This window comes from Vreelandella sp. ssv, from assembly GCF_059448525.1.
In genome coordinates this window covers 796,632-814,285 of record NZ_CM182545.1, presented here as the reverse complement: position 1 = coordinate 814,285, position 17,654 = coordinate 796,632, and the positions used below count along the sequence as shown (strand labels likewise).

General features: G+C 55.2%; 16 protein-coding genes. 13 read left to right on the top strand and 3 right to left on the bottom strand.

Annotated features, from left to right (window positions below):
• Positions 1-89 precede the first annotated feature (89 nt).
• The gene (locus AC5TBW_RS03825) at positions 90-3,149 is read right to left on the bottom strand and encodes an efflux RND transporter permease subunit (protein WP_495510798.1); all 3,060 of its coding nucleotides are present in this window, start codon (positions 3,147-3,149) and stop codon (positions 90-92) included.
• Positions 3,146-4,264, bottom strand: coding sequence for an efflux RND transporter periplasmic adaptor subunit (locus AC5TBW_RS03820; protein WP_495510797.1), 1,119 nt, complete (start codon positions 4,262-4,264; stop codon positions 3,146-3,148). Before AC5TBW_RS03820 ends, AC5TBW_RS03825 begins: the two co-directional genes overlap by 4 nt.
• Before the next feature lie 265 nt (positions 4,265-4,529).
• On the opposite strand from AC5TBW_RS03820, the gene AC5TBW_RS03815 reads away from it, so the two are divergent.
• The 13 genes from AC5TBW_RS03815 (at position 4,530) to AC5TBW_RS03755 (ending at position 15,193) form a co-directional block, all read left to right on the top strand.
• Positions 4,530-5,345: a MipA/OmpV family protein gene (locus AC5TBW_RS03815; RefSeq protein WP_495510796.1), complete on the top strand. Its 816-nt coding sequence runs from the start codon at positions 4,530-4,532 to the stop codon at positions 5,343-5,345.
• Positions 5,345-6,031, top strand: a complete 687-nt coding sequence (locus AC5TBW_RS03810; protein ID WP_495510795.1) for a response regulator transcription factor — start codon at positions 5,345-5,347, stop codon at positions 6,029-6,031. The genes AC5TBW_RS03815 and AC5TBW_RS03810 overlap by 1 nt, the downstream gene beginning before the upstream one ends.
• A complete protein-coding gene (locus tag AC5TBW_RS03805) occupies positions 6,000-7,448 on the top strand; it encodes a sensor histidine kinase (protein ID WP_495510794.1) in 1,449 nt (482 codons plus the stop codon). Before AC5TBW_RS03810 ends, AC5TBW_RS03805 begins: the two co-directional genes overlap by 32 nt.
• A gap of 12 nt (positions 7,449-7,460) precedes the next feature.
• The gene (locus AC5TBW_RS03800; RefSeq protein WP_425356807.1) at positions 7,461-7,574 is read left to right on the top strand and encodes a LuxR C-terminal-related transcriptional regulator; all 114 of its coding nucleotides are present in this window, start codon (positions 7,461-7,463) and stop codon (positions 7,572-7,574) included.
• Between the two features lie 262 nt (positions 7,575-7,836).
• A complete protein-coding gene (locus AC5TBW_RS03795) occupies positions 7,837-8,262 on the top strand; it encodes a Rid family hydrolase (RefSeq protein WP_495510793.1) in 426 nt (141 codons plus the stop codon).
• A 130-nt stretch (positions 8,263-8,392) separates the two neighbouring features.
• Positions 8,393-9,544: an alpha/beta hydrolase gene (locus AC5TBW_RS03790; protein ID WP_495510792.1), complete on the top strand. Its 1,152-nt coding sequence runs from the start codon at positions 8,393-8,395 to the stop codon at positions 9,542-9,544.
• 44 nt (positions 9,545-9,588) lie between these two features.
• A complete protein-coding gene (locus tag AC5TBW_RS03785) occupies positions 9,589-9,969 on the top strand; it encodes a hypothetical protein (RefSeq protein WP_495510791.1) in 381 nt (126 codons plus the stop codon).
• A gap of 88 nt (positions 9,970-10,057) precedes the next feature.
• A complete protein-coding gene (locus tag AC5TBW_RS03780; RefSeq protein ID WP_495510790.1) occupies positions 10,058-10,582 on the top strand; it encodes a TetR/AcrR family transcriptional regulator in 525 nt (174 codons plus the stop codon).
• Positions 10,566-11,774, top strand: coding sequence for an MFS transporter (locus AC5TBW_RS03775; RefSeq protein ID WP_495511908.1), 1,209 nt, complete (start codon positions 10,566-10,568; stop codon positions 11,772-11,774). Before AC5TBW_RS03780 ends, AC5TBW_RS03775 begins: the two co-directional genes overlap by 17 nt.
• A 702-nt stretch (positions 11,775-12,476) precedes the next feature.
• The gene (locus AC5TBW_RS03770) at positions 12,477-12,905 is read left to right on the top strand and encodes a DUF2231 domain-containing protein (RefSeq protein ID WP_495510789.1); all 429 of its coding nucleotides are present in this window, start codon (positions 12,477-12,479) and stop codon (positions 12,903-12,905) included.
• Positions 12,902-14,191, top strand: a complete 1,290-nt coding sequence (locus AC5TBW_RS03765; protein WP_495510788.1) for a PQQ-dependent sugar dehydrogenase — start codon at positions 12,902-12,904, stop codon at positions 14,189-14,191. The genes AC5TBW_RS03770 and AC5TBW_RS03765 overlap by 4 nt, the downstream gene beginning before the upstream one ends.
• Before the next feature lie 80 nt (positions 14,192-14,271).
• Entirely contained in the window at positions 14,272-14,817 is a 546-nt protein-coding gene (locus AC5TBW_RS03760; RefSeq protein WP_495510787.1) for a hypothetical protein, read from the top strand.
• A gap of 79 nt (positions 14,818-14,896) precedes the next feature.
• Complete coding sequence (locus AC5TBW_RS03755) at positions 14,897-15,193, top strand: DUF1330 domain-containing protein (protein WP_008957813.1); 297 nt, start codon at positions 14,897-14,899, stop codon at positions 15,191-15,193.
• Between the two features lie 111 nt (positions 15,194-15,304).
• On the opposite strand, the gene AC5TBW_RS03750 is transcribed toward AC5TBW_RS03755, so the two are convergent.
• Entirely contained in the window at positions 15,305-17,431 is a 2,127-nt protein-coding gene (locus tag AC5TBW_RS03750) for a TonB-dependent siderophore receptor (protein WP_495510786.1), read from the bottom strand.
• Positions 17,432-17,654: the final 223 nt, after the last annotated feature.

The following is a 17,654-nucleotide window of genomic DNA, read 5'->3' as shown; positions in this document are numbered from 1 at the left end:
GGCTCCTAGTGAAAGGTTAGATCCATGCCAGCATTCACGATTAACGGGCGTAACATAGAACTCAACGTCTAGTGTAAGCGCTATCATTGTCATGCTTGCCTAATCTCCTGATATGGCTGTCGCTTCCAGCAAAAGCGCAGCCACATCACAAAATCATCGATACCGCTGTAAACAACAGGAATCACCAACAGGCTCAAAAGCGTCGACGTGATCAACCCACCAATGACCACGAAGGCCATAGGAGCCCGGAAGCTGGGATCACCCGCCCATCCCAAGGCAATGGGTACCATGCCCGCACCCATAGCAATGGTGGTCATCACGATGGGCCGGACACGTTTTTTGCAGGCATCAAGAATGGCGTCCACACGTTCCAACCCATGCACCCGACGGGCGATGATGATGTAGTCCACCAGCAGGATTGAGTTCTTGGTGGCGATGCCCATCAGCATGATCAATCCGATCATGGCGGGCAGCGACACGGGCGTCTGCGTGAGGAACAGCGCCAGGAAAGCCCCAGGTACGGAGAGCACCAGCGCCACCAGAATCGTGACCGGCTGCATGAAATCCTTGAGCAGCAGCACCAGCACCATATAGATACACAGCACGCCGGTCAGCATGGCAATCCCGAAGCTTGAGGCAAGCTCCGCCATTTCCTCTGCATCGCCTTCTGGTGTCTGAAACACGCCGCGTGGCAACTGACGTAAACTGGGCAGTGCCTGCACGGCCTGCTCGATTTCTCCCAAAGGCTGCCCTTGCAGGCTCACCTCGAAATTGACGTTGCGCAGACGGTCATGCCGGGTGATTTCCGAAGGACCGCTGCTCCACTCAACGTTAGCCACGCTCTCTAGCGGCACGGGGCCGCTCGCACCAGGCACGGGTAGCCGTTTAAGGGTCGCCATATCCTCCCGAGCGGCATCCGCCAGCCGCACCATTATCGGCACCTGACGCGAGCTGAAGCTCAATTTAGGAAGGTCCTCGGCGTTATCCCCCACTGTCGCGATGCGCAGCGTATCGGCGATGGCCTGAGCCGAGACCCCAAGGTCGGCGGCGCGGGCAAAATCAGGGCGTACAATGAGCTCTGGCCTGACCAGGCTGGCCGTCGAACTCACCGCGCCGATGCCGGGAATGGCGCGCATCTCCCGCTCAACTTGGCGGGCATGCAGTTCAAGCACCCGGCTATCCTCACCGGCGAGCACCAACTCATAGCCATCCCCCTCGTCGCCTACGCGAGTTCGCACGCCGGGAAGCGTGGCGAGTGCAGCGCGTAACTGCTGCTCTATGTCTTGCTGCGTAACGCCCGCGCGGGTTGCACGATCCGCCAAACCAACGGTCAGTTCCACCGAGGTCACATCAGAGCCACTGCTGCCGGAGCCCCCACCGACAGCCGCGAAGACGCTAACGACATGCCGTTGCGTCACCAGTCGTGAGCGTGCCTGCTCGGCAAGCGCCGCCGCTTCAGAAAAAGTGCTACCGGGCGGCAAGGTGAGCGTCGCCTGCGTCTGGGAATTATCATCGGGGGGTATGAAGGTACCCGGCAGAGTCGAGGCCAGCCAGATACCTCCTGCAAAGCAGGCCGCCGCCGCGAGGAGCGTTGTCTTACGGTGGCGCAGGCACCAACGGGCGACGACCAGATAGACGCTAATCCACGTTGGATCGCGCGAGGGATGTTGGGGTTTGCGCAACAGATACGCAGCTAGCATGGGCGTCAGCAGGCGCGCCACCAGCAGCGAGAACAGCACCGCTACGGAGGCCGTCCAACCGAACTGAACGAAGAATTGCCCGACGGTGCCGCTCATAAAGGCCGTGGGCAGAAAAACGGCAATCAACGTAAAGGTGGTGGCGACGACGGCCAAGCCAATTTCCGCCGCCGCGTCCATGGCGGCCTGGCGCGGGGGCTTGTCCATTAGCAGGTGCCGTTCGATATTCTCAATCTCGACAATGGCATCATCCACCAGCACCCCGATCACCAGCGAGAGCGCTAGCAACGTCACAACATTGAGCGAGAAGCCCATCAGGTGCATGAAAGCGAAGGTGGGTATGATCGACAGCGGAAGCGTGACGGCCGCAATCAGTGTGGCACGCCAATTGCGCAGAAAGCAGAACACCACTAGCACCGCCAGTGCCATCCCCTCGAATAGCATGTGCAAGGAGCCTTGATAGTTCTCCAGCACCGGTCCAACAAAATTGAAGGCCTCTTCGATCTCGACATAAGGATATTGCAGCTGCAACGCCGCGAGCGCAGACTGCACGCCCTCGGCCACATCCACCTCGCCGTGTCCCCTGCCACGGGTCATCTCGAAGCCGACGACGGGAACGCCATCCAATAATGCAATTGAGCGCCGCTCGGCAACGGTATCGGTCACCGTTGCCACCTCATCAAGGCGAATACGCCGGCCATCGCTGAGTGCCAGCTCCATCGTCGCCAGCTCGGCTGCGGATTCAGCGTTGGCGATGATGCGCACGGCCTGTTCGGCTCCGCCGACATCCACACGGCCACCGGAGGCCTCCAGCTGCGCCTGACGCAGCTGCCGTGAGATATCCAACGCTGTCGTGTTCATCGCCAGCAGGCGATCCGGATCCAATGCCACGCGGACTTCGCGATCGACCCCGCCGATACGCCGAACCGAACCAACACCGGCCACCGCCAATACGGCCTTGGTCATTTTGTCATCGACGAACCAGGAGAGTGCCTCATCGTCTAGAACGGAGGAGGTCACCGCGTAGCGTACAATCGGATCACTGGAAAACTCACCCTTCCGAATCACTGGGTCGCGCAGGTCGGCGGGTAGCTCCGAGCGGATGCGAGCAACAGCGTCGCGCACGTCCTCAATAGCCTCTTGTAAGGACTTTTCCAACCTGAATTCGATAGCAATGTCGGCATTGCCATCCGTCAACGTTGTAGAGATATTTTTGACGCCGGAGACGGTAGCGATGGCGTCCTCGATCTTGCGGGCAACCTCGTTCTCCATTAAGGCGGGGGCCGCTCCCGGCAATGAGGCAGAGACCTCCACGAGGGGCAGTTGCACATCAGGTAAATCCTGAATAAACAAGCCTCGGAAGGAGATGAGCCCCCAGAAGGTCAATAGGATGAAGAGCAGAACAACCGGAATAGGATTGCGAATCGCCCAGGATGAGGTATTGAGCGTCATACCCCCTCCTCGGCGTCGGCACCGTCCGTTGGAGGTGAATGAAATGGCTCTTCCTCAATCACCCGCACCTGGTCACCGTTGCCGAGAAAAGCACCGCCAGAGGCGACCACCCGGGCATCGGGTTCAAGCCCGGCGCGAATTTCGATTCGATTCTCCGTGTGCTGACCCAAGGCAACTTTCTGCTCCGTTATTTGGCCTTCACCGCTGACCCGATGAACGTAGCCAAAGCCATCACGGATCTGCACTGCGGATCGTGGTAGCGTCAATACTTGTCGGATGCCCAGCTCGAATTCACCCCGAGCAAACATTCCCGCCCGGGCAACGTCGCTTAACGGTAGGTCGACATAGACCAGGCCATTACGGGTAGCGGTGTCCACTAGCGGCGCGATGGTACGCAAACGTCCTTCGAGCTCGTAGCCGCCTGACAAGGTGACCCTGGCATCCTGGCCGGGTCGCAGCTTACTCAGATCGGAAGCGGCGACCTCGGCCCGCCACTCCAGCCGACCGTGGCGCGTCAATCGGAACAGCTCCTGATCGGCGCCGGTAACAGCGCCAACAGTGGCCGTTCGGGAGGTAATCAAACCGTCGTCCGGGGCGACTATCTGCGTCTGGGCCAAACGTAGTTCTTGGGCTTCATTCTGCGCTTGCGCAACGCCTAGCCGCGCCCTGGCGGTGAGTTCTGCGGTTTCGTATTGCTGAATCTGCTGCTCTGAAAGCGATCCCGTGGTTTTCAAACCGCGGGCGCGCTGGGCGTTGGCATTCGCTTCCGCAAGCGTTGCTTCGGCTTCCGCTACGGCGGCGCGGCTCCTCGCCAGCTCTGCGTGCACCATCGTGGCGTTATACACGGCCAGCACCTGCCCTTGCGTGACCTCATCACCCACGCCTACCTTGACGTCTACTAGCCGCAGGCCACCGATTTCGGTGCCGATAATGATCTCCTGCCACGCAGCGATATCCCCATTGGCCGCAATCGTGGTCGGAAGCGTCTGAGATTCTAATGTCGTCACGTTGACGGATAGTGAGGGCTGCGCCGTCGGTTCGGCGACGGCATCGCTTTCCGATGACACCGCCTGAATACCTGCCAGCACGGCGGCGCTAGCGATCACGGCAATCATAATGCCGAAACAACTTTTTCTTTTTGGAAATGGCATAATCCAGGCCTGTTGCAAAGGGTTCAATTCATTGATGAAAAAGAAAATCCAAGAATTTCAGTTGAACCACTATCGGCCTGTCTTCCTTTCTCATTTCTTACTGACGTAACGTTTTAAATAAATCGGCACCAGTAAGAAACGCGTAAGATAGCGCTCCTGATGATGGCACTTTCATACCAATCTCACTTGCACACTACCCTCACTTTCAAACCATGCCAGGAGTGCCACCATGAGTTCTCATCAGTCGCTATTGCTGAACAGCCGCCTCACCACTATAAGATTGACGACAGCCGCGTTTATCGGTGGTCTTGTTATTGCTTCTCCGTTGGCGTTCGCCGACGAAGAGAGTTCAGACGAAACCACTTGGGGATTGGGCGTAGGCGCAATAAGCGAACAGGATCCCTATGCTGGTATCGACAGGGAAAACACCCCCTTCCCCTTGTTCCTGGTCGAGAACCGGTACATTAGTATCTTCGGTCCAGAAATCGAGTTTAAACTGCCGAGTCTTGTCATCAGCGACTCACAACAGCTCAATTTCGGCATCGTCGCCCAGTACGATGAGAGCGGCTACGAGCAAGGCGATGCACAGATTCTCAACGGCATGAGCGAGCGTAAAGGGGGCTTCTGGGCAGGGGCAAAGGTGGAGTGGAACACCAACATCGTTGATGTAGGCGCCGAATGGCTCACCGATGTCTCCGGCAACAGCGACGGGCAGCGCTTCGATCTTGGCCTGGAGAGAACGTGGGAATTCGGCGAACATATAATGCTAACTCCACACGTGGGGGCGTCCTGGCAGGACGACAAGAACGTCGATTACTACTTCGGCGTTCGCGATAGTGAGGTTCGCTTCGATCGCCCTGCCTATTCAGGAGAATCAGCTGTCAATATCGAAGCGGGGGTGCGCGGCGTGTACCAGTTTGACCAGCATCACTCTGTGCTGATAGGTGTTGAGGTCACGAGCCTGGCGGACGAAATCAAAGATAGCCCGCTGGTAGATCGCTCGACCCAAAACGCCGTGTTAGTTGGCTATCTTTATACATTCTGATGAGCCGCATACTGCTGATAGAAGACCACGACCGGCTAGCCCACTTGATGTGCAAAGGGCTGGTGGGCGCCGGTATCGCCGTTGATGTGGTCGACCGCATTGATTCGGCTTGGGCGGCCGTTCAGCAGATGCCCTACCAGGCACTGGTGCTTGATCGCGGCTTGCCGGATGGCGATGGGCTGCTATTGCTCAAGAAGTTGCGCAACGCGGGCCTTAGCGTGCCCTGCCTGGTGTTAACAGCGCGCGATGCGCTGCATGACCGGCTAGAAGGCCTCGAAGCCGGTGCCGACGATTACCTTCCCAAGCCGTTTGCCATGGACGAGATGGTGGCGCGGGTTAGGGCCTTGCTGCGCCGCCCTGCGGAGTTCCATTCAATCGACCCCATTCATGGCGACCTGAGACTGCATACGGAAAGCGGCGTTCTGTTTAGCGGCGATGAGAGCATTACTCTTGCCCCGGCGGAGCTGCATATTATGCAGCTACTTCTCTACAAGCACGATGAAGTAGTCCGCCGCAGCGCGCTGGAGGCGGCGGCCTGGGGGTTAAGCGAGGCAGTGACACCGAACGCCCTGGATGTGGCCCTACACCGTTTACGCCGCAAGCTGCTTGCCATCGGTTCGCGCCAGCAGATCGCCAACGTCAGAGGAATGGGGTATGCGCTTCGTCAAGCGGATAACGCTAAATAGTCTAAGGCTCAAGATACTACTGGCCTATGTGGCGGGCATGGTGCTCAGCCTCATACTGCTCGTGATCGCGGCGACGGCGTTGCTGCAGAGCAATGTATTGGCGCGGATGGATCTGGCCGACGCGACCGAAGGGCTGGTGGACAATATCGAGTTCGACAGTCGTGGCCAGCCCATTGGCTTCGACTCGAGTTTGGAGGATCGCGCCTGGCTGTACGAGGGTCCACAGCGCGAAACGGCTTACCGGATTCTGGATGAAGCCGGAAATGTGGCCATCTTTTCAAGCTCAGGAGAGGAGTTCTGGCCGGCCGACGGTGAGCTTGTTCGACTGGCACGCGGCAACTTCACCTTCGAGCATGAGGGAAAGACCTTCTACGGCGCCACGCAGCCCCTCGAGCATGAGGGGCGAAGGTGGTATCTGCAATTTGCGGTCAGTGCGAGATTCCTGGATGTCGTCTATACCGTGGCCTTTCCACAAGTGGTCGCTGCCGTGGTGGTGTTCGGACTCGTGCTGTTCGTCGCCTTCGGGTTATGCGCCTATATTACCCTGCGCTACACCCTCAAGCCGTTGCGAGACGTATCGGATTCCGCGGCGGCCATCTCGCCGCGCTCCATCAACGCACGACTGAATACGGACGCGGTGCCCGCGGAGATTGCGCCACTAGTGGATAGCTTCAATCACGCCCTGGAACGCCTTGAGCGGGGTTACCGTCTCCAGCAGGAGTTTCTCGCCCATGCCGCGCACGAGTTAAAAACACCACTGGCGTTGATTCGTGCACAGATTGAACTGATCGCGGATGGTAAGAATGATCGCGAGGCGTTATTGAGCGATGTCGAATACATGACGCGGCAGGTGCAACAACTGCTACTTCTGGCCGAAGCGAGCGAGGCACACAACTACCAGTTTACCGTGGTTCGGATGCACGACATTGCCCACGAAGCTTCCACCTACTTGCAACGCATGGCGGAGTCTGCCGACGTGCATTTAACGGTACTCGCCGCCAACGACAATGTGACATGGCAGGCTGATCGCGGGGCATGTTTCACCCTGCTCAAGAACTTGCTGGAGAACGCTATTCAGCATGCCCCCGAGCAATCTCTAGTCAGCATGGAGATCCAGGAAAATATAATAACTGTGCGTGACCGTGGCCCAGGCGTCGAACCAGAGCAATTGGCCCTGCTGTTCTCACGCTTCTGGCGTGGAGCGCATCGGCGCGACCATGGAGCAGGCTTAGGGCTGGCCATCTGCCAAGAGATTACCATGGCGCACGGCTGGGAGCTTTCGGCCCATAACGCCCATCCCGGGTTGATAATGACCTTATGCAGAGAAAACGAGGCCAGTGAAAGCGATTCCCGCGAAAATATTACCAGCGAACGAATGTACCATCGTCAAGATGAACGCCCACCTAAGGCCATTTAAAAAGGCAGTGGCATGGGTATCAGCCACAGCACTGTCAGTGCCCATGTTGAGAGCATTTTCCGAAAACTAAACTGTGCCGCACGTGCTGCAGCCACACTCAAGACGCTCACGGCAGTCCTGCTTTAAATGGTTGGTATTACGAATTGCAGTGCGGTTTGGCGAAAACGTAATGCCAGTAAGAAACGAGAAAGAAAAGTAGGTCGATAGTGGAACCATAGGCTCGTCGAACATAGACGCTCTTAACCAGAATACAAATTAGCGACGACGTTGACTGCATGTATTGAATACATGCTGACAACCAGAGGCCATTACTCATCCAACAGAGTATCAGGCGCGATTGAATGGTCATCCTTACAAGCGACCCTACGAACTTACTAAGGAGGTGGTCATGCAAATTTTAAGACGCAAACCGTTAAACCCGCCCAACCTGCCCAATACTTTGTCAGAAGGTCATAGCCAAGCGGTAGTCGTTCAGGGAGGCACCCGGGTGCTGATGTCTAGCCAGGCTGGGGTGGATACCAAAGGAGAGCTGGCGGGCCCCGAACTGCCCGAACAAACTGAGGCGGCGCTGGACAATATCGAACGGTTGCTATCAGGCCTTGGTGGAGATCTATTTAGGGTGGTGATGTTGAGAATCTACTTAGCCGAATCCGCACGCTACGACCAGCAAGTAGTGATGGAGGCGCTGAAGCATCGATTCCCCATCGCCCCGCCGGCTGCTACTTGGTTGATTGTGTACGGCCTGGCAGAACCGGAATGGTTAATCGCTATCGAGGCCGAGGCAGTGCTGCCGGGGTTTGCCTTAAACAGTTAAATAACCGTAACAGTCAACATAATCACGCTACTCGTTAAACACTACATAATCCGTCTGCCCGACCATGCTAAGTAAGAGGGAGCACATTTGTGACTCTCTGTTAGAGGCAAGCACCTACAGAGAGGGTTACATGATTAGCCGCCTTAGCGTTCTACTTTTCATACTCTTTCTGCTGACTTCATGCGCTGTGCCGCCGGATTCCGCGGGTTTTCAACCCTCAGAAAATCTGCCTCGCTATGATCAGGAGAGTTTCGATCAATATGTGCACGATACACGTGCATGGATTGCGAATAACCGCGTTTTCATCAGTGAAGACCGCGACCTTGAAATACAGCTCAATACGCCGTTCGAACTCAGCCCTGATAAACCGGCGAAACGCGGCATCCTGTTAGTTCATGGACTGGGCGCAAGCCCGTGGTATTTCATCGATATCGCCACCGCCATGGCGAATGACGGCTGGCTGGTTCGCTCCATTCTTCTGCCTGGCCACGGCACACGCCCTGCCGACCTGATGCTGCCTGATAATGATGATTGGGAAAAAATCATTGCCCATCACGCCAAACTGCTGGCAGCCGAGGTTGATGAGCTTTGGCTTGGCGGCTTCTCAACTGGAGGTAACCTAGTCACCTCTCATGCGTTCACAGACGACAATGTCGATGGCCTGCTGCTGTTTTCTCCTGGGTTTTACCCCGATACCCACTATCTCTTTCTCGCCCCGACCATTTCCTATTTATGGGACTGGATCGATATCGATGATGAAGACAATATTGTCACTTACCAGTCACTTCCTGTACGCGGGGCATCGCTCTATTATCACTCGGTCAGTACCGTGCAAAAAAATCTCGAAGCCGCACGCTTTAATAAACCTGTTCTGATGACGATGAGTCAACATGATAGCGTCCTTGACCCCAACGCTACGCTCACTGCCTTTCAAAACCGCTTTCCCAACTTACAATCGCGCTTCATCTGGTACGGCGATCCACCACAGCACCGTGAAGATGCCCGCGTCACCGTCCTTACCAGCCACCTTCCCGATCGGCGAATCAGCAACTTCTCCCACATGAATGTGCTGTTTGCGCCCGAGAATACCTATTACGGTCAAGCGGGTAGCTACCTCATGCTGGAAAACGGTCAGGACGATCTCTCCCCTCCCGATGACCAAGGCACTCTGTGGTTCGGCGCATGGGGCCAGAGCGAAGCAGAAAAATACCACGCCCGTCTGACTTGGAACCCCTATTTTCTCGAACTTCTCGCCAATATCCGCGCAGTTACAGACGGCTAACCAGCGAAAACATCTGATTGATTGAGAATAAAAAGGGTAACGACATGCTTGTAACTAAGCCTTCACAGTTAAAGTTCTTTTTACTAGCGCTCTGCGTGGAAGGGAAAACATTATTCACAGACATTTGGCTGCCGGAAGCGCCTGGCAATTTAAGTTATTTACAGTACTTTGCTTTACTCATAACAATTTCTTTAATTGCTTTTTTGGCCTTACTTCTAATAACAATTAATAATGAATCAGTTGAAATTATTATTGCCATCTTCAGCGTTGAAGCTAGCACTCTAGCCTTTCTCTTTTCAAAAATTAAAACCAAAGGCACTACAGCTTGGCTGCTAAGTTCTATTGAGGATGAGGTAATAGAATCCACCAATACCATAGGGTTAGCAGGTGTTGGGACTCTTGTAGTTATACATTTTTTGGCCTGATCAATTCCTTAAATGTCATGTTGAAGGTCGGATGACGAACTGACCATTAACAATTGACGGTGTAAAGTGATCGTTTTACACTGGCCACATGGATACCAAAACAAAGCTTATTTCGTCAGCAGAACACCTTTTCGACCGGCACGGCTTTACTGCCACAGGTATGGACAAGCTAACCCAGGCCGCTGGCATGTCGAGCCGCACGCTTTACAAACATGCTGGCAGCAAAACGGCGCTGATAAGCGATGTGCTCGCAGAGCGCCACCAGCGCTTCCAGCGCTCCATCGAAGTAGACACTGTTGCGGCACTGTTTGATGCGCTGGAAGCGTGGGTGCGGGTCGAAGGCTGCCGCGGGTGCCTTTTCCTGCGCGCGCAGGGTGAAACCGGCGGCGATACGCCGGAAATTGCCGACGCTGTGCGGACACATAAGGCGGCTCTCTATGAAAAAATTCAGGAAATCGTCAGCCTAGAGACCGGTGGCCGTCATCCGGAACTGGCCGAACAGGTTCTGGTTCTTTTCGAGGGCGCAACGGCGACGGCTATCTACCGTGGTGTGGACGCCATCGTGTCGGCACGCGCTGCGGCATTAACCCTTATCCATCAGGCTCGCGCATGAGCCCCAGCCTTTATTTGGGCGCCACCGCTTTGGCCTAATCGCCGTCTGCTACGGTTTTGCTCGCTTCGCCTTTGGGCTATTCCTGCCCCAGATAGACGCTGACCTTTCCCTATCATCTACCCTCAATGGTTTGATATCCGGCGGCGCTTTTCTGGGCTATTGCGTGGCCATCGTGCTATCGGCGTATCTAACCGAACGCATCGGCGCCCGCGCCGTTGCTGTAGCGGCGGCCCTTGTCGCGGCGGTAGGCATGGTGGGCATCGCAGTGGCGCCTTCTCCCCTGTTGCTCGCTATGGCGGTCATGCTGGCAGGGTCAAGTACCGGTCTTGCATCCCCACCCATGGCCGCAGCGGTAGCCGTCATCGTCCGGCCTGATCGACAAGGCGCCACTAACACAATCATCAATGCCGGCACGGGTGCGGGCGTGGTGCTGTCAGGGCCAGTGGCATTATTGATGGGCGGCCAATGGCGGTTGGCCTTTGCCACCTTTGCCGCATGCGCTTTTTTAATGGCGATAGCAGCCGCCCTCTGTGTCCCAAGCAGTACCAAAAGCAGAACCCAAAGCACATCGAAAAGTGCGCACAATTTTCCACCGCTCACGAGTACGCTCAGGCGTCTTATCATTGCTTCTTTTCTAATGGGCGCCTCGAGTACGGCTCTTTGGTCGTTTGGCAGCCAGCTTGTTTCGCTACGTCTTGGCTGGAGCAGCACGGGCGCCGGACTTCTTTGGATCGCAATAGGGGCCGCAGGCATTGCTGGAGTATTTGCGGGATCTTTGATAACAAGGTTTGGGGTTGACCGCATGCATTGGATATTCCTGGGAGCACTAGCGGCAGGCATTCTTTTGGTTGGATTCGAGAGCACCACACCAGTATTGACATTAAGCGGGGGTATTCTCTTTGGTGCAGCCTATATCATGCTCACTGGTGTCTATCTGGTGTGGGGTGTCTCTGCCCTGCCCGACCGGCCAGCAACAGGTCTGATGATTGGCTTTTTAACCATCGCTATCGGCCAGACCGTAGGTGCGCCAATATTCGGGCTGCTGATGGATCAGTTGAGCATTGATTACGCCGTGATCATCTTCGCGTGCCTCGCGTTTACAGCCGGATTGGCGAAAGCGGGAAACGCGCAGCGCGATCCTTGCTATAACCGCCAGGCGCGGTTAGCCGTCAGTAGAAATAGCGAAAGATGACAGAAAATTTAAGCGTCGATTGAAAAACCTAAAGACTGACTGGTGGGCCTAGCACTGCCAGACCCACCCGCATTACTGGCGATATCAAAACACGCCAGTTTCGTTTACCGATTTATGACAGGTATATCGGACAGGGAAAAGTTCCTTATACCACTGTCTAGCCCTGCAGCTGTCGACGCAGGATAAGTAATTCTGTTGTCTTCACCCGCGCCTTTCTCTGCGAGCGCTACACCTGAAATAAGCACTAATCCAATGATTAATGCCACCCTAAACAGTTTCATGATTTACTCCTTATGCTTAGCGAGTTGTTTAACTTTTTAGGCTTAAAGTTACCCATGGCACCGAAACCATGGCTGACGACATCTCGAGTTTTCTATCTGTCATTTAATCACCTCCTCTACAACAGCCCGATTGGCAATATCCCTCATCAACATCTACATAATGAGATCAAAATGGCAGAGGCGGAATGCAGAATTCTGGCTATTTATTGCCTAATCCGGTCAATAAATTTAGTTTAAAATAGCTATCAATATTGAAGGAAAACGATGGAAGACATTCTCTCTCAAGTCTATTTGGGCAATACCCCGACCATCAACTATACTCCGCCCTAACGAACATGATGTCGTTGTCTGGGATGCTTGGCCGCATGGGTCGTGCCAGCCTCAGTAAATCAATCAGCTCGATCAGCATAAGGAGTTTGCCGTGACAGCCACTGTCGAACACACTGTTCGAAGCGGAATTCATCCGCTTCATGCAGTACTGCTTGCAGGGACTATTCCTCTCTTTCTGGGTGCCGCGTTAAGCGATTACCTCTACTCAACTAGCTACCATATCCAGTGGAGCACATTCGCTTCCTGGCTAATTGCGGGTGGCCTTGTGTTTACCGGCTTTGCGCTATTAGCGGCGATTATTGGCCTGTTTCGTGCCACTGGGCGCCGTGGCCGCTCTCTGTTTTACCTTTTTCTGCTGCTTGTTACCTGGGTGGTTGGCTTTATCAATGAGCTGGTTCATGCCCGTGATGCTTGGGCGATGATGCCCACTGGCTTTGTTCTTTCGATAGTCGTTACCGTACTGGCTTGCGCGGCCACCTGGATCGGTTTTTCTCTTCGCAGCGCAGGAGGTAAGCCATGAAGGTTTCCAGCATTCGTTACATTTCCCCCCTTGCAGTGCTACTAATCGTAAGTAGCGCCAGCGCTCAGCAGTATGGTGCGACCCCAGCACTGCCAGAACCACAGCGCGGACTGTTGCCAAACATGGCCGTGCCTGAGAAAGCAGAATGGGGCAACCATCAGCCCATCGTGCCCGAAGGTTATACGATCACGGCTATCGCTAATGACCTAAAAGTTCCCCGTCAGACCTTGGTACTACCGAATGGGGACATTCTTGTGGCCGAGGGAAAAGGCGGCGGTAACGCACCGAAATCGCGTCCCAAGGATTTCATTGCTGGGTTGATTCAGGCACAGGGCACGACCTCGGTCGAAAGCGGTAACCGCTTGACCTTGCTGCGCGATGAAAATGGCGATGGCAACTACGAACAGTCGGTCTTTGCTGAAGATCTCAATGCGCCTTATGGGCTTGCTCTAGTGGTTGACAACCTCTATGTCGCTAATCAAGATGCCTTGGTTCGTTTCGATTATGAGGAAGGGCAAACCGAGGCCAATGGGCCGCCAGAGCTAGTAACGCTACTGCCATCTGCCATCAACCACCACTGGACCAAATCACTTACCGCGAGCACGAACGGGCGTTTTCTGTACGTCGGCATTGGCTCCAATAGCAATATCACCGAACGCGGTATGGAGGCAGAAGTTGATCGCGCCGAAATTTGGGAGATCAACGCGCGGACGGGTGCCCATCGAGCCTATGCTACCGGCGTGCGTAATCCCACGGCACTGACTATTCAGCCAGAGACCAATCAGCTTTGGGCAGTGGCGAACGAGCGCGATGAACTCGGCCCAGACCTGGTTCCCGACTACCTCACCTCTATTCAGGAAGGCGGCTTCTATGGCTGGCCGTATAGCTATTGGGGGCAGAATGTAGATACACGCGTTCAACCACAGGATCCCCAAAAAGTGGAATCTGCGATTGCGCCTGATTACAGCCTGGGCTCGCATGTGGCGCCGCTTGGCGTAGCTTTCTCAATTCCCGAAATGGGCGATGAGTTCGCTGAGGGTGTGTTTATCGGCGAACACGGTAGTTGGAACCGCGCCGACCCCGTTGGCTATAAGGTCGTGTTTGTGCCCTTCAGCAACGGAGAACCCGATGGCGATCCCATTGACTTCGTTTCCGGGTTTCTGACGGAAGATGGTCAAACCCGCGGTCGTCCGGTCGGCGTCACCATCGACCCCGAAGGCGCTCTTATCATCGCTGATGATCTGACGAACGCCGTATGGCGTGTCACCTATGACGGTGACGAATAAGACGCTTAAATTAATAGCGTGAAGAAGGCGGCAGCCGATTGGGCTGCCGCCTTTTCCGTTTGCTATAAAAAGGACCTTATATGATCCAGTCACTTGAAGAGCTTGAGGCCATTAAACAATCGTGCCGCTCGATGGTTACGAAGAGCTCGGGCCTTTCCGCGGGCACCGCCATCATTCCCATCCCAGGCGTGAACATTGGGTCGGATGTCGCCATATTGCTGCGGTTAATTCCCAAGATTAACGAAAAATTTGGCTTATCGCCTGAACAGATCGAGAGTCTGGATGCAGATACCCGGCTATTTGTAATGAGCTCTATCTCAACGACCGGCAGCAAGATGGCGGGCAAATATATCACCCGTAAATTGATCACGGTGATGTTCAAAAAGATGGCTGGCAGGATCTCGGCCAAAAGTGCGTCGACATATGTGCCCTTCCTGGGTAGCGCTATTGCGGGCGGCATCAGCTTTGCCACCATGAAGTACATGGGCAACAGCCATATCGACGACTGTTACGAGATAGTCCTGGCAACGCTGGAAAACGAGCAACTGGAGCCCTTGGCCTTGATAGCGCCAGCCCCAGAACCGGTGCCGCCCTTAACAGCCGATATTTCCAGCAAAGCTGAATAACGATCTTTCTAATGGGGCTCCGCTGTTAGGCGATGATATGCTCTAGCGGATTGATTAACGATGATATCAGGAGAACTGAATGCCCGCTTATGTCGTACTGACCCGCGAACACACCCACGATGCCCAGGAGATGGAGCGCTACGGCGAGAAGGCGAAAGCCGCTCGTGAAGGCCACGACCCGCAGCCGCTCGCCTTCTACGGTGATTTTGAAGTGCTGGAAGGCAGCGCTATGGAAGGAGCCGTGATTCTGCGCTTCCCCGATATGGCCGCTGCACGCGCCTGGTATGAAAGCCCCGCCTACCAGGAAGCTCGCAAGCACCGCTTCCAGGGTGCCGACTACCGCGTCTTTATCGTTGACGGTGTTCAAGAAGCGTAAAGCGCAAAAACCCCCGCCTTTAAAAGCGGGGGTTTGCGTTAGCTGCCTAGATGGCCCAATACATCGGCTAGTCTCCCCGACCAGTACCGCCTAGAAATGGGCGATAGGGCATCACCAGCGATAGCTTACTTTAGCGCTGATTTCGCGCCCCGGATTATAGTAGTCGGCCGTGCCGGAACCGACCACGTGCTGCTCGTCGAGTAAGTTGCTGACGTTGACGGCTAGATCGGCGTCTTGGGTGAGCTGGTAGCTGAAAGCCGCATCGAAGAGCGTTGCTGCATCGCTTTTGGACGTATTAGCGGTATCAAAGTAGTAAGAACCGACATAGCGGGCGCCAAGGCCAACACTCATATCCTGACTTGGCAAGGTATAGTAGCCCCACAACGACGCCGTATGTTTGGGTGCCGCGGTAAACTCGTTACCTTCTCTGGCGGCGTTACTGTCGCGCACCACCTCCGACTCCATATACGAGTAGCCACCGGCCAAGCTCAGGTTGTCGGTCAGCTCTGCCTTGGCCTCAAGATCAAGGCCTCGTACACGGGACTCACCTACGGTTTCTCGTGCGATAACACCATTGTCCTGTACCACCGAGATCGTCACATCATCCCTGGTCAGGTCATAGATGGCTGCCGAGAACAGTGCATTCGTTCCAAAGGGGGCGTATTTCGCGCCAATTTCGTACTGTTCACCCCGTTCAGGCTTAACGCCAATCGTGGGCGGTGCAACCGACTCCACCATGCTGATATAGGTGGAAATTTCGTCGGTAACGCGGTAGGTCAGCGCCCCGCGAACGGAGGTTTCCGAGTAGTCGTCGGACTCGGTGACGCCAGCCATGTTGGTGCTGGAGATATCCAGAGCGTCGTTGCGCACGCCCGCGGTCACGATGAATCGATCATAGAAGGACAAGTTCTGGGTCAGGAAGACCGACTCGGTGGTGAAGTCCTGCTTGTTACTGCTGTAAACATTCAAGCTACTTGGGGCGCCGCTAAAGACGGGGTTCGCCAGATCGATTGGCTGGGCATCACCGTAGATGGAGCTGTCTTCGGTTGAGGCATCGCGGTACTCGACACCCACCAACGTGCTGCTATCAACCTGATCAAAGCGGGCGTCGTATTGCAGGATAGCGTTGCCGATCAGCTCCTGAGCTTCGTTGTCGGTACCAAAGTAATCGCGATCCACCACGCTACCGACTCGCGCCGCAGAGTCAGTGATATAGACGTAACCGAAGTCGTCGGTCAGGTCGCTGTAACGCAGGTTACCGCGCAATGTCAGCCCATTATTGAAATCATGGGTGAGCTGTCCGGTCAGGCTGGTACGCTCGACATCGTGATAATTAAAGCCAGGCTCACCAAAGAACTCGCTGCGATCATACTCCCGGTCAAGCGGATAACCACCGCTGTTAGGGGTGTCGTCACGCTTCAAGTAATCGAAGATAACGCTCGCTGACGTGGCATCCGTTGGCTCCCAGGTCAGACCGCCCATCAAGAAACCGTTATTGTCTTTGGAGTGATCGTATTCGCGGTCGCTGTCTCTAATGGTGCCGGTGAAACGGTAGGCCACTGTCTCGTCAGCGTTCAGCGTGTCACCCACATCAATACCGGCCTCTTTTGCGTCAAATGAGCCGTAGGAGAGATAGCCCTCGCCAAACCGTTCAAAGCGTGGCCGTTTGCTGACAAAGTTAACCGAACCACCCGGATCTGCCGGACCAAACAGGGTGGAGTTGGCGCCACGCAACACCTCGACACGCTCGTAGGCGTAGGGTTCTTCACGAACACCGCGCATTGAGCCTAACGTCAGCCCATCACGGTAGGTCGTTGCCTGGAACCCGCGAATTTTAAAGTAGTCGTTACGGTCATCGGTGCCGTAGTAATCGGTGAGGACGCCGGGCGTATATTGCAGCACTTCTTCAGTGGTAGAGGCGTTGCGCTGCTCGATCTCTTTCTCAGTAATGACCGACACGGAGGCGGGGGTATCGAGAATACTGGTGGCAACCTTACCACCCACCCACAGCTCCTGGGCAACGATCGAGTTGGCATCATCATCAGCGTAGGCTTGGGCGTTGACGATAATGGGAGCAAGCCGATAGCCCTCACTATTGTCACTGCCATCGCCGGTTTCCTGTGCGTTCCCAATCATGGGAATGGTGACCAGCGTCGTGCCGCACAGAATGGCAGTCGTGGTCTGCTGCCACCGTAAACGGCTTGTGTTACGCCGGACGGTACCTTTGCTATCAGTCATGTTGAAGATCCCTTGAAATGATTAAACCGGCCTTGCTCGCCTTATGGTTTTCTTTTTGAAAAGCCGGGAGAGTATCCGAAGCTAGCATCACCGAGTCAATAGTGCTAATGTCAATCATAATCATTTACTTTAAAAATAGCGACCACACTGGCAACACGCCCTACGTTATCTGAGCCACTTGCCAAGCCCACTGACACCGCGAACTTACCTCTTGGTGATCACG